Here is a 12,203-nt window from a genome sequence, read left to right on the forward strand (position 1 = left end):
ACGAAGCAAACGTCAGGATCCATATCTTTTCGGGTCGTCAATGTCGAAAACATTCGACAAATAGCATGCTGGCGTGAGCCTTTTCATGGTTCATACAAAGAAGATTTTACATGACTACATGACCGGGTTACTTCCATCATCGTAACCGCTGAAAGCGGCTATCCTCTTCTATCATCACCGGCAATGTCATGAGTTTGCCCGCTCGCAGCAATGTCACCCGAATTTCGGTGCCGGGTCGGGTTTCGGCAATCTTGTCCATGGCATGGCGCATGTTGCGAATAGCCTCATCACCGAGCCTCAGCAATACATCCTCCGGCTGAATGCCCGCCTTGGCTGCGGGCCCTTGCTCGTTGACTCTCTCCACATAGATTCCGGTGCGATCTTCCAGTTTAAGCAGCTGCGCCTTCATCGGCGGAATATCGGCACCGCTGATGCCAAGATAACCACGTATCACCCGACCGTTGACGATCAGCTCCTGCATGATGCGGTGGGCCAGGGCATAGGGAATAGCGAAGTTGATGCCATAGCTTTCCTGATGGGCCAGGCTCTGAAAGGAAGCTGTATTGATGCCGACCATCTCGCCGTAGACGTTGACCAGGGCACCGCCGGAGTTGCCGGCATTGATGGCGGCATCGGTCTGCAGCAAATCCTGACGGCCGTTGCTGTCTGGCCCCATGCTGGACAGGCCGGTGCGCCCGGTGGCACTGATAATGCCCTGGGTAATGGTCTGGCCCACGTTGTAGGGATTACCAATGGCCAGCACAATATCGCCGACCTGAGGTGAGAGCTCGTCATCCTGAGGGATCACCGGCAACTGGCCGGCGGTAATTTTAAGTACTGCCAGATCCGTGGGTACATCGAAACCGGTGACGTCACCGGCGAGAATGCGACCGTCCTGCAACGCGACTATGACCTGGTCCGCATCGGCAATGACATGATAATTGGTGAGCACATAACCCAGATCCGACATGATGACGCCTGAGCCCAGACCGGTGGCGCTGAGTTCGGGTGACTCACTGCCTCGTTGGAAACTGCGGGTATAAATATTGACCACGGCGGGACCAGCCCGGCTGGCGGAATAGGAAAAGCTGGACACACCCACCTGCTGGTTGCGCCACCAGTGCTCGAAAGGCTGGGTCTTTAGTTGCGGAAACAGCAATAGCAGGATCAGGGCCATCAGGACGCCTAAGGCCCCGGCCTGAAGCAGAAACTTGAGAGAAGAGGCTAGCCGCATGGGATGTTGTGATTGTTGTCGAATGACTACAGCATAACATATTGGACCATGAGGAGTGAGAGGTGAGGCGTGAGGGGGCAAGCCCCCTCACGCCATGCTGAATTACCTGAGTACCAGATAGATGGAAGAGTTGCCGCGCTGTATGTTGAGCGCCAGTACTTCCGGCTTGTCCTGTACTATCTGACGCAGATCGTTCAGGTCTTTTACCCGCTGGCGATTGACGCCTATGATGATGTCACCTTTTTCCAGACCGGACATGGCCGCAGGAGAGCGGGAGGTCACCTCGGCTACCTTGACGCCCTGCACTTTGTCTTCGGCGTCGGTCTGGGCCAGGAGGGCGCCTTCCAGCGATTCATTCAGGGTATTGGCTTGAATACTCTCTTCATCGGCCCGGGACAGGGTCACTTCGATCTTCTGCTCTTTACCATCGCGGAACAGTCCCAGAGTGACGTTTTTGTCGGCGCCCATGGTGGCCACCTTGGCGCGTAACTCACCGAAGGAACGGATGGGTTTACCATCCAGGCTGATGATGATATCACCCGCTTGCAAACCTGCCTTGGCGGCGGAAGAGTTTTCCAGCACCTGGCTGACAAAGGCGCCGTGCTGGCTGCGGTAACCGAAGGTTCGTGCCAGCTCCGAGGTCAGTTCCCCCCCCATGACGCCCAGCACACCGCGGCGGACTTCGCCGTATTCGAGGATTTGATCGGCCAGGCTCTTGACCATGTTGGAGGGAATGGCGAAGCCGATACCGATATTACCGCCGCCCGGGCCGAGGATGGCGGTATTGATACCGACCAGCTTGCCGTCCAGATCCAGCAGGGCGCCACCGGAGTTACCCGAGTTGATGGCTGCATCGGTCTGAATGAAATTTTCCAGATTCTCCACGTTCAGGCCGGAGCGTCCCAGGGCGCTGATAATGCCGGAAGTAACGGTCTGTCCCAGACCGAAGGGATTGCCGATGGCGATGGCAAAGTCACCCACCCGGAGCCGGTCGGAGTCGGCAAATTCGACTTCTACCAGGTTCTTGGCATCGACTTTTAACAGCGCTATGTCGCTCTGTTTGTCGCGACCGATCAGCTCTGCTTCGTATTCCTGACCGTCTGTCAGGGTGATGATTATCTTGTCGGCGTCTTCGATGACGTGGTTATTGGTAATCACGTAGCCTTTTTTTGCATCGATGATCACGCCTGAGCCCAGCGCCTGAAAGGGCCTTTCCTGCATCTGATCACCGGGAATACCGGGGCCGAAGAAAAAACGGAAGGGCTCGGGCAGTGCCTGGCGGCTGACCTTGCTGCCGGACACCGAAATATTAACCACGCCGGGAGTGACTTTTTCCAGCACCGGAGCCAGGCTGCGGATGTCGCTACCGGCACCGAATGGCAGAGCGGCCTGAGCCTGGGGCAGTGTGGCCAGACCCAGGCTCAGAGCCAGGACGGATACCAGGGGGAGTCGACGTTTCATGCAGATGCTCCTAAATCGATGGGTTCTTCAAGAAAGAGTTCATTCTGACCTTCGTCATGGAACAAGAGTTCCGATTCGGTCTGTATTATTTATTGTGGTTTTTGCTGGCGAGATCAAGTCCCGGTCTCTGGCAGCGCTTGCCCGGACAGGGATGGCGCCTTTACACTGGCGGTCACCACACGTTATTAGCCAAGTTGCTATATACCCTAATGACCCCGAGTAAAAAGTACCAGTCCGACCTCAGTCGCCACGATTTTGTCCGCGATCCGGCCCAGGCCCTAGCGGTGTCGCATCTGCAGCGGCTGTTTGATGAGCTGATGGTTCCGCCGCCGGATCAGCCCAGGCTCAGCCTGTGGCAGAAACTGATCGGCAACAAAGCTGCGCCGGTGAGTGCCGTTCAGGGGCTTTACTTCTGGGGGGGCGTCGGCCGGGGCAAGACCTATCTGGTGGACACCTTCTATGATTGCCTGCCCTTCGATAACAAGCTCAGGGTGCATTTTCATCGCTTCATGGTGCGGGTGCATGACGAGCTGCAGAGTCTGAAGGGACAGGAGGATCCGCTCGAGCTGGTGGCCGAGCGTCTGGCCCGGGAAGCCCGGGTGATCTGCTTCGACGAATTCTTCGTGTCCGACATCACCGACGCCATGATACTGGGCACCCTGTTCCAGTATCTGTTCGGTCATGGGGTTATCCTGGTGGCGACCTCCAACATTCCGCCGGACGAGCTGTACCGCAATGGCCTGCAGCGGGCCCGCTTTCTGCCAGCCATCGCGCTTATCAAACAGCATTGCGAGGTCGTCAACGTCGACTCGGGGGTGGATTACCGGCTGCGGACCCTGGAGCAGGCCGAAATCTATCATTCACCGCTCGATGCCCAGGCTCAGGCCAATCTGGAGCGGTATTTCGATCGGCTTACCAGCGAGCCCGGAACCAGAGGAGCCGAGATTGAAGTCAATCATCGCCGGCTCAAGACCCTCGCCGAAGGCGATGGCGTGCTCTATATCGATTTTCAGCAATTATGTTGCACGGCGCGTTCCCAGCTGGACTATATCGAGCTGGCTCGCTGCTATCATTCGGTACTGCTGGCCAACGTGGTACCCATGGGTCAGGGCAGCGATGATGCAGCCCGGCGCTTTATCGCCATGGTCGATGAATTCTATGAGCGGCATGTCAAGTTGATCATCTCGGCGGCGGTGCCGATGACGGAACTCTACGGTCAGGGCCGGCTCGGTTTCGAGTTCAAACGTTGCCTGTCGCGACTGACTGAAATGCAATCCCACGAATATCTTGCCAGAGAGCACCTTCCTTAGTCACAATAGCCGCCCCGGTATCAGGGCATGATGCCGGGAAGGGGCGGGCGGGCCTACTAATTTTAATGGGCATTAAAATTAGTAGGTGATTTTTACGGCAACTTTACCTATAATCGCCCGGCCCACGTTACACAGCTGTCGATGAGACAGCATCACTGTAAGCAGACTGGTGCTCGAAGGGGTACAGGTCTTGTCGTGTTTTGCGCATGTGCGCAAGTGTATGATTCATTTTAAGTAATTTGGGTTTATCCATGAAAACTTTTGTTGCTAAGCCAGAAACCGTAAAGCGTGACTGGTATGTTGTTGATGCAGAGGGCAAAACTCTGGGTCGTTTGGCCACCGAGATTGCTAGTCGTCTGCGTGGTAAGCATAAGCCGGAATATACTCCGCACGTTGACTGTGGCGATTACATCGTCGTGATCAATGCCGAGAAAATTCAGGTAACCGGTAATAAAGCCGAAGGCAAAATCTACTACTCTCACTCCGGTTTTCCGGGTGGCCTGAAGTCAATCAGCTTCGAGAAGCTGATTGTACGCAAGCCCGAGATGGTAATTGAGTCTGCCGTTCGCGGCATGCTGCCCCGTGGCCCGCTGGGTCGTGCTATGTTCCGCAAGATGAAAGTCTTTGTCGGCGGCCAGCACAACCACGCTGCGCAACAACCTCAAGTACTGGACATCTAAGGCGGGATTAGGCAAATGGCAGAAACTCAATACTACGGTACCGGTCGTCGCAAAAGCTCTACTGCACGTGTATTCGTGAAGCAGGGCAGCGGTAACATCGTTATCAATAAGCGTTCACTGGATCAGTACTTTGGTCGCGAAACCGCCCGCATGGTGGTTCGTCAGCCTTTAGAACTGGTTGAGATGACCGATAAATTCGATCTGTTCATCACCGTTGCCGGTGGTGGCATTTCTGGTCAGGCTGGCGCTATTCGTCACGGCATTACTCGTGCCCTGATGCAATACGACGAAACCCTGCGCGGCTCGCTGCGCAAGGCTGGCTTCGTGACTCGTGACGCTCGTCGCGTTGAGCGTAAGAAAGTCGGTCTGCATAAAGCACGTAAGCGTCCTCAGTTCTCCAAGCGTTAATTGGGATTGCGTTTATATCAAAGCCCGGGTTTACCCGGGCTTTTTTATATTTGAAAGAAATGGATCATTTTTATTAATAATTCCTTGTTTGATAACAAGTTATGTTGTGAAACAGTGAGTTGTTGACCCTTTACCCGTCCTTGTAAAAGACCGTGCTTTTCTTTAGAATTTCGGGGTTTTTTCGTGGCAATTGAAACCATAATATCCGCCGCAGTTGTCACAAGCCGTCTCGAAGCATGGAATGAACAATAAACAGGCGGAGACCAAATGGGAGAGTTTTTGGATGAGCAATGCGCCAGTTGATACCGGTCGCCGCAGATTTCTGACCTGGTCAACCACAGCTGTGGGTGGGGTCGGAGCTGCTTTTGCCGCTGTGCCTTTTATCGCGTCGTGGAACCCCAGCGCCAAAGCGAAAGCGGCAGGGGCCCCGGTAGAAGTAGATGTCAGTAAAGTCGAGCCCGGTCAGTTGATCCGGGTAGAATGGCGTGGAAAGCCGGTCTGGATAGTCCGTCGTCCCCAGGAAGTCCTGGACGCCCTGCCCAAACATGATGACCAGCTGCGGGATCCTGCTTCAGAGCAGCCGCAACAGCCCGGCTATGCCCAGAACGGTTACCGTTCTATCAAACCCGAGCTGTTTGTCGCGGTGGGGCTCTGTACTCACCTGGGCTGCTCACCGACCTATTTGCCCGATACTTTCGGCGAGCAGGTTCAGGGTGTCAGTTCCGGTTTCTTCTGCCCCTGTCACGGCTCCAAGTTCGATATGGCCGGTCGCGTCTTCCAGAGCGTACCGGCCCCGCTGAACCTGGTGATCCCCCCTTATTACTATGTCAATGATGCCACCATTCTGGTTGGTGCCGACAAGGAAGGAGCCTAAGCATGCTGGGTAAACTCGTAGCCTGGATTGACGAACGGATTCCGATGACGGCGACCTACAACAAGCACGTAGGTCAGTATCCGGCACCGAAAAACTTCAATTTCTGGTACTTCTTTGGCTCTCTGGCCATGCTGGTACTGGTCAACCAGATACTGACCGGTATCTGGTTGACCATGAACTACAATCCGTCCGGTGAAGGCGCCTTCGCCTCTGTCGAATACATCATGCGTGATGTGGATTACGGCTGGCTGTTGCGTTATATGCACAGCACCGGTGCATCCGCCTTCTTCGTGGTGGTGTATCTGCACATGTTCCGCGGCCTGATCTACGGCTCTTATCAGAAGCCCCGTGAATTGCTGTGGCTGTTCGGCATGCTGATTTTCCTGGTGCTGATGGCCGAAGCCTTCATGGGGTATTTGCTGCCCTGGGGTCAGATGTCTTACTGGGGGGCTCAGGTTATCATCTCGCTGTTCGGTGCCATTCCGGTGATCGGAGACGATCTGACCCTGTGGATCCGGGGTGACTACGTGATTTCCGGTGCCACCCTGACCCGCTTCTTTGCACTGCATGTTATTGCCTTGCCGCTGGTGCTGGTGATTCTGGTGTTCCTGCATATCGTTGCATTGCACGAGGTTGGCTCCAACAACCCAGATGGCATCGATATCAAGAAGCACAAGGACGAAAACGGCTGGCCGAAAGACGCTATTCCGTTCCACCCTTACTACACCGTCAAGGACGTGGTGGGCGTGGCCGGCTTCCTGTTTTTCTTTGCCTTCGTGATATTTTTCATGCCTGAAGGTGGTGGTTACTTCCTGGAAGGGCCCAACTTCGAAGCGGCCAACGGTCTGAAAACCCCGGAACACATAGCACCCGTGTGGTATTTCACCCCCTTCTACGCCATTTTGCGGGCGGTGCCTGACAAGTTGACCGGCGTTATCCTGATGGGTCTGTCCATTGCCGTGCTGTTCGTGTTGCCCTGGCTGGATCGTTGCAAGGTGCGTTCGTTCCGCTACCGCAGCAAGCTGCACCTGCTGAACATCATTCAGTTCGTGATCTGCTTCATCATTCTGGGTGTTCTGGGGGCCTTGCCGTCCACCTCGCTGCTGACGCTGCTTGCCCAGATTTGTTCGTTCGGCTACTTCGCCTTCTTCGTACTGCTGTTCTTCTACAGCAAAAACGAGAAAACCAAGCCGCTGCCAGAGAGGGTCACATTCAAATGAAGAAGTTAATCATTGCTGTATTTGCCTTTTTGCCGGCGCTGGCGATGGCCGCGGGTGGCAGTGTACACCTGGATAAAGCCGATTATGATCTGAGCGACAAGGCGTCACTGCAAAATGGTGCCAAGCTGTTCATGAACTATTGTTCCGGCTGCCACAGCACCCAGTATCAGCGCTATAATCGCGTGGCCGAAGATCTGGGTATTCCGGAAGATATCATGCAGGCCAACCTGAATTTCACCGGTGTCGGTATCGGTGAGCTGATGGAAAATGCCATTCCCGAAAAAGACGCTGCCAGCTGGTTTGGCGCACCGCCGCCCGACCTGACCCTGGTGGCCCGGGTACGTGGAGCCGACTGGCTGTACACCTACCTGCGCTCCTTCTACAAGGATGACAGCCGTCCGTTCGGGGTGAACAATCTGGTATTCCCGTCCGTGGGTATGCCCCATGTACTGGAGCCGCTGCAGGGTAGTGCAAATCTGAAAACCGTGATGCACACCGTGGACGGCCATGAGGTGGCAACACCTGTGGGTATCGAGACCGAAGGTAACGGCGAGCTGACCACGGAAGAATACGACAATGCAGTACTGGATATTGTCAACTTCCTGGTCTACTCCGGCGAGCCGGTCAAGCTGGAACGTCAGCGCATGGGCTACTGGGTTCTGGGTTTCCTGGTTATCTTCTTTATCTTTGCCTACATGCTGAAGAAAGAATACTGGCGTGACGTACACTGATTAGACATCGTCTAAGCCAGGCAGGGGAGCGGCAATGGGGCGAATATGCTTCCATTGCCGTTCCTATTTATGATTTGCGGAGGATTCAATGGCAGTTGCAGCTAATAAGCGTTCCATCATGACGCTGTTTTCAGGGGCTGAAGATATTTACAGCCACCAGGTGCGTATCGTCCTGGCAGAAAAAGGGGTGAGTGTCGAGATCAGCCATGTTGAACCTGACAGCCTGCCCGAGGACATGCTGGAGCTGAACCCCTACGGTACCCTTCCGACCCTGGTTGACCGGGAGCTGGTGCTTTACGAATCTCATATCATCATGGAATACCTGGATGAGCGCTTTCCTCATCCGCCGCTGATGCCGGTATATCCGGTTGCTCGTGGTACCAGCCGGTTGATGATGCATCGTATACAGCAAGACTGGTACTCGCTGGTCAAGCGTATCCAGCGTAATGAAAAAGCGGACGATGCACGTAAGGAACTGCGTGAGGCCCTGCTGGCCATAGCGCCGGTATTTGCCGAGTATCCCTACTTCATGAGTGAGGAATTCAGTCTGGTCGATTGCTACATGGCCCCCTTGCTGTGGCGTTTGCCGTCACTGGGTATCGAGTTGTCCGGTCGTGGCGCCAAAGAGCTCAAGACCTATATGATCCGTCTGTTCGAGCGAGAGTCCTTCCAGGCTTCCCTGACCGAAGACGAACGTGATATCGGCGGTAAGGTCTGAGCATGGACAAGATGACGCCCAGCCGGCCCTATTTGCTGCGCGCTTTCTATGACTGGCTGCTGGATAACGAGTTGACGCCTCATCTGCTGGTCAATGCCGAGGTGGCGCATACCACGGTGCCGCACCAGTATGTGCAGGACGGACAAATAGTGCTGAGTATCGCTCCCCAGGCGGTGGTCGGTTTGCATATGGATAACGAAGCGGTCACCTTCAGCGCCCGCTTCGGCGGCTCACCGTTCCAGGTGTACGTTCCGATGGCGGCGGTGGTATCGATTCAGGCGCGGGAAAATGGCGCCGGTACCTTCTTTCCGCCGGAGCCGGCCTATGAGGCCTGGTTGGCAGGTGCTGACGAGGCAGCGGCCGATGAAACGGACGTGCCGCCAGCACCGGAGCCCGTTGCTTCTGTGCCGAAGAAAGGCAAGCCCACCCTGAGGGTGATTAAATAAAAAAACGCAGCCGGCTGGCTGCGTTTTTTATGTGCCGATATCTCCAACCGGCTGCTTAACGGGTGCGAAAGCTGCTAATAATCCCTGTAAGTTGCTGCGTCAGTTCAGCTACTTCGTAGCTGGTTCGCATGTTCGCCTGTGCGTGACCAGACGTACTTTCAGCGGACTGACTGATCATATGAACCTTCTCGCTAATGTCACCCGACACGATGGATTGCTCTTCCGCGGCACTGGCAATCATTATGTTCAAGTCATTAATCATGCTGATATGCTGTGTGATTTGTTCCAGAGAAACTTCAGAGGTTTTTGTTTGTTCAACCGCATTATTTGCCAGCGTGGCGCTTTCGGCCATCACATCTACGGCTTTACGCGTCGTGTGCTGCAAGCGTTCTATAGTCTTTTCAATCTCGGCAATAGAGCCTTGAGTACGTCCGGCGAGGCTACGGACTTCATCGGCAACCACAGCAAAACCACGCCCCTGTTCGCCGGCACGAGCCGCTTCAATCGCGGCGTTTAATGCCAGCAAGTTGGTCTGTTCGGCAATATTACGGATGACCGTCAAGACAGTACCTATCTGGTCGCTGTCTTTCTCTAGTGATTCAATAATTTTCTTGGTTTTCAGTATATTGCTGGCCAGGGCTGAAATCTGTTCGCTGGTACGGTGGACATGACCTAGTCCCTCCGTTGTCATCTGGGTAGCTTCATTCGTACTGGTCGATGCCTCAGTGGTGTTTGTTGCAACTTCAGAAACGGTTGATGTCATTTCTTCCATCGCTACCGCTATCTGATCAATCTCCTGTTTCTGACGGCTAATTTCGGCTTGCGTAGCGGTCATTGATTGTTCCGACCGGCTTGCCTGGCCGACGAGCTCATCGGCGGCGTCACCCACCCGCCCTAGAGCGGTTTTCAGTTTTGCCTGCAGCACCTGAATGGTCAGCTGCAGTTGGCCGATCTCATCTTGTCGACCGGTGTAGATCAGCGTTGCCAGTTCATTATCGATCACGGTACGAGAGCTGCGCACCAGGTTGCGTAGTCCGGCGGTGAGATAGCAGATCCCGAACCAGGTGCCCGACAGGGTGATGGCGAATCCGACACCCAGTGCAATAAGGTTCTGTGGCATGACCAGAGTTAGACCACCAAAAACAGCGGCATACAGCACCGTCATCATGCTGCCGATTTTGCCGTGCAATCCGAGACGCGGCCATGGGTTGCGGTGTTTCGGCTTCGTTTTATTCGCTCCGGTTACGGCCAGCTTCGGATAGATTTTTTTAGCGCGTTCAACACATTCCGGCTTTGGCTCCGTGCGGATCGAATCGATCCCGACAAGCTTGCCCCCGTCATATTTAGGTGTGAAGTAAACATCGGCCCAGTAATGCTCGCCATTACGGCAGCGGTTTTTAAGAATCGCGATATAGGCCTGGCCTGCCTGCAGCGAAGCATATAAATCGGCAAAGACAGAAGAGGGGACGACGCCTGCACCCAGTTGCATCTGCGGCTGACCGATTACTTCCGCTGCGGAATAACCGGTGAAGTCATAGAGTTGCTCATTACAATAGGTGACCTTTCCTTCCAGATTACTACTGGAGATCAGTACGCCCGCTTGACTAATGGTGCGCTCCGTACCAGTGAGGCGCTGCCTGAGACGTCATAAAGGAAACTCCGTTTAATATTTTTTGCCTGCGCCGTGTGCCGTGAGCAAAATCGAGTGGGAGAACTGGCCGCTGTCGTACCAGGATACAGTCCACCCCAAGCTTGTATCCATACAAGGCTACAGTTACATATCTGAAATGTATAAATCAAGCCTTAACATGGGCAGCAATCAACGGAAATAAAAGACCTAAAACCGCCTTCTTGTTTATTCCAGCCTGCACACTTCCATTTGTACACGGGCCCTGTTGTCGCTGGATATTCGAGACAACAAAGCTGAACTGATGCTTAATCAGATGCGATTAAGGTGCTGCCTGCACAAATTCGAACACGGTGATCACGCGTTTCACACCGCTGATATTACGAGTCAGTTGTACCGAAATATCGGCTTCCTTGCGGGTGACGAGACCAATCAGAAACACTTCGCCGTTCTCGGTGACCACCTTGATTTTGGTGCCATCGAGGTTTTTTTCGGCCAGCAGGGTGCTCTTGACCTTGGATGTCAGCCAGGTGTCCTGACTGCGGCCCGCGAGCTCGACCGGTTGGCCGATACGAACCTCGTTGAATACCTCCGATACCCCGGGTACGCCCCGGACTATGTCCTCTGCCTGCTGACGATAAACGTCGGTCGGAGTCTGACCGATCAGCAGGCTCTTGCCGTTGGTGGTGATGACCGCGAACCGGCTGTCATCCCACAGCGGCTTGGTGGCGCCGAGGCGATGCAGGGCGCGCATATCGATGGTTTGATCGCTGATCTGGGTGCCGAAGGTTCTGCGGTCGGTGACGGAACCGACGCCGGTACCGGTGCCGACCAGCATAGCGCCGGCGCAGCCCTGCAGCAGCAGCGCCGAAGTCAGTATCAGCATATATCCTTGTTTCATCATTCATCTTCCTGTTGGGGGAACAGAGTGCGGTCGATCAGATCGCACAGGCAATGCAGGGTCAGCAAATTGACCTCATGAATACGCGGTGCCCGTAGCGCCGGGACCCGGATTTCCACATCGTTGGGGCCGAGCAGGCCCGCGAGCTCGCCGCCGTCACCGCCGCTCAATGCCACTATGGTCATGTCCCGGCTGAGCGCAGCTTCTGCCGCCTTTATCAGGTTACGGCTGTTACCGCTGGTGGAGATCACCACCAGCACATCGCCGGTCTGCCCCAGGGCCCGGATCTGGCGGGCGTAGGCTTCATCGAAGTGCTGATCGACCGCAATGGCGCTGATGCTGCTGGTATCGAGGGTCAGACAGAGGGCGGGCAGGGCCGGGCGTTCGGTTTCGTAGCGGTTGATAAGCTCGCTGACAAACAGCTGTGCCAGGGCATTGGAGCCGCCGTTGCCGCAGACCAGCAACTTGTTACCGTTGAGCAGACACATCACCATCATCTGGGCGGCGGCGAGAATATCGTCCGGTAGCGCTTCGGCGGCGGCGATTTTGGTCTGGATGCTTTCGGTAAAACTGGCTTTGATTTCTTCCTGCAT

The 12,203-nt window shown here is 55.0% G+C and carries 13 protein-coding genes; 8 read left to right on the forward strand and 5 right to left on the reverse strand.

What is annotated here, in order from left to right:
* Positions 1–136: 136 nt before the first annotated feature.
* A complete protein-coding gene (gene degS, locus ACLEIV_RS11680; protein ID WP_410456823.1) occupies positions 137–1,234 on the reverse strand; it encodes an outer membrane-stress sensor serine endopeptidase DegS in 1,098 nt (365 codons plus the stop codon).
* Positions 1,235–1,336: 102 nt separating this feature from the next.
* Positions 1,337–2,695 (reverse strand): Do family serine endopeptidase, encoded by a 1,359-nt coding sequence (locus ACLEIV_RS11685; protein ID WP_410456824.1) that lies wholly within the window; start codon positions 2,693–2,695, stop codon positions 1,337–1,339.
* 209 nt (positions 2,696–2,904) lie between these two features.
* On the opposite strand from ACLEIV_RS11685, the gene zapE reads away from it, so the two are divergent.
* The 8 genes from zapE (at position 2,905) to ACLEIV_RS11725 (ending at position 9,082) form a co-directional block, all read left to right on the forward strand.
* On the forward strand, positions 2,905–4,005 hold the full coding sequence (zapE, locus tag ACLEIV_RS11690) for a cell division protein ZapE (protein WP_410456825.1): 1,101 nt from the start codon (positions 2,905–2,907) through the stop codon (positions 4,003–4,005).
* A gap of 251 nt (positions 4,006–4,256) precedes the next feature.
* Positions 4,257–4,685 (forward strand): 50S ribosomal protein L13, encoded by a 429-nt coding sequence (gene rplM, locus ACLEIV_RS11695; RefSeq protein WP_410456826.1) that lies wholly within the window; start codon positions 4,257–4,259, stop codon positions 4,683–4,685.
* A gap of 15 nt (positions 4,686–4,700) precedes the next feature.
* Complete coding sequence (rpsI, locus tag ACLEIV_RS11700; protein ID WP_104485933.1) at positions 4,701–5,093, forward strand: 30S ribosomal protein S9; 393 nt, start codon at positions 4,701–4,703, stop codon at positions 5,091–5,093.
* Positions 5,094–5,376: 283 nt separating this feature from the next.
* Entirely contained in the window at positions 5,377–5,967 is a 591-nt protein-coding gene (gene petA, locus ACLEIV_RS11705) for a ubiquinol-cytochrome c reductase iron-sulfur subunit (protein WP_410456827.1), read from the forward strand.
* Positions 5,968–5,969: 2 nt separating this feature from the next.
* On the forward strand, positions 5,970–7,187 hold the full coding sequence (locus tag ACLEIV_RS11710; protein WP_410456828.1) for a cytochrome b: 1,218 nt from the start codon (positions 5,970–5,972) through the stop codon (positions 7,185–7,187).
* The gene (locus tag ACLEIV_RS11715) at positions 7,184–7,918 is read left to right on the forward strand and encodes a cytochrome c1 (RefSeq protein ID WP_410456829.1); all 735 of its coding nucleotides are present in this window, start codon (positions 7,184–7,186) and stop codon (positions 7,916–7,918) included. Before ACLEIV_RS11710 ends, ACLEIV_RS11715 begins: the two co-directional genes overlap by 4 nt.
* Positions 7,919–8,006: 88 nt before the next feature.
* Positions 8,007–8,636 (forward strand): stringent starvation protein SspA, encoded by a 630-nt coding sequence (gene sspA / locus ACLEIV_RS11720; RefSeq protein WP_410456830.1) that lies wholly within the window; start codon positions 8,007–8,009, stop codon positions 8,634–8,636.
* A gap of 11 nt (positions 8,637–8,647) precedes the next feature.
* On the forward strand, positions 8,648–9,082 hold the full coding sequence (locus ACLEIV_RS11725) for a ClpXP protease specificity-enhancing factor (RefSeq protein ID WP_410456898.1): 435 nt from the start codon (positions 8,648–8,650) through the stop codon (positions 9,080–9,082).
* Positions 9,083–9,137: 55 nt separating this feature from the next.
* On the opposite strand, the gene ACLEIV_RS11730 is transcribed toward ACLEIV_RS11725, so the two are convergent.
* From ACLEIV_RS11730 to ACLEIV_RS11740, 3 genes are all read right to left on the reverse strand, one after another.
* Positions 9,138–10,691, reverse strand: coding sequence for a methyl-accepting chemotaxis protein (locus ACLEIV_RS11730; protein WP_410456899.1), 1,554 nt, complete (start codon positions 10,689–10,691; stop codon positions 9,138–9,140).
* A 340-nt stretch (positions 10,692–11,031) separates the two neighbouring features.
* Positions 11,032–11,613, reverse strand: coding sequence for a division/outer membrane stress-associated lipid-binding lipoprotein (dolP, locus tag ACLEIV_RS11735; RefSeq protein ID WP_410456831.1), 582 nt, complete (start codon positions 11,611–11,613; stop codon positions 11,032–11,034).
* A complete protein-coding gene (locus ACLEIV_RS11740; RefSeq protein ID WP_104485926.1) occupies positions 11,610–12,203 on the reverse strand; it encodes a D-sedoheptulose-7-phosphate isomerase in 594 nt (197 codons plus the stop codon). Before ACLEIV_RS11740 ends, dolP begins: the two co-directional genes overlap by 4 nt.

The sequence above is a fragment of the Oceanisphaera submarina genome (assembly GCF_046521305.1).
Taxonomy (GTDB): domain Bacteria; phylum Pseudomonadota; class Gammaproteobacteria; order Enterobacterales; family Aeromonadaceae; genus Oceanimonas; species Oceanimonas submarina.

Excerpts from the sequence above, each read along its gene's own strand:
- degS (WP_410456823.1), bottom strand. The coding sequence starts at position 1,234 with ATGCGGCTAGCCTCTTCTCTCAAGTTTCTGCTTCAGGCCGGGGCCTTA.
- ACLEIV_RS11685 (WP_410456824.1), bottom strand. The coding sequence starts at position 2,695 with ATGAAACGTCGACTCCCCCTGGTATCCGTCCTGGCTCTGAGCCTGGGT.
- zapE (WP_410456825.1), top strand. The coding sequence starts at position 2,905 with ATGACCCCGAGTAAAAAGTACCAGTCCGACCTCAGTCGCCACGATTTT.
- rplM (WP_410456826.1), top strand. The coding sequence starts at position 4,257 with ATGAAAACTTTTGTTGCTAAGCCAGAAACCGTAAAGCGTGACTGGTAT.
- rpsI (WP_104485933.1), top strand. The coding sequence starts at position 4,701 with ATGGCAGAAACTCAATACTACGGTACCGGTCGTCGCAAAAGCTCTACT.
- petA (WP_410456827.1), top strand. The coding sequence starts at position 5,377 with ATGAGCAATGCGCCAGTTGATACCGGTCGCCGCAGATTTCTGACCTGG.
- ACLEIV_RS11710 (WP_410456828.1), top strand. The coding sequence starts at position 5,970 with ATGCTGGGTAAACTCGTAGCCTGGATTGACGAACGGATTCCGATGACG.
- ACLEIV_RS11715 (WP_410456829.1), top strand. The coding sequence starts at position 7,184 with ATGAAGAAGTTAATCATTGCTGTATTTGCCTTTTTGCCGGCGCTGGCG.
- sspA (WP_410456830.1), top strand. The coding sequence starts at position 8,007 with ATGGCAGTTGCAGCTAATAAGCGTTCCATCATGACGCTGTTTTCAGGG.
- ACLEIV_RS11725 (WP_410456898.1), top strand. The coding sequence starts at position 8,648 with ATGACGCCCAGCCGGCCCTATTTGCTGCGCGCTTTCTATGACTGGCTG.
- dolP (WP_410456831.1), bottom strand. The coding sequence starts at position 11,613 with ATGATGAAACAAGGATATATGCTGATACTGACTTCGGCGCTGCTGCTG.
- ACLEIV_RS11740 (WP_104485926.1), bottom strand. The coding sequence starts at position 12,203 with ATGCAGGAAGAAATCAAAGCCAGTTTTACCGAAAGCATCCAGACCAAA.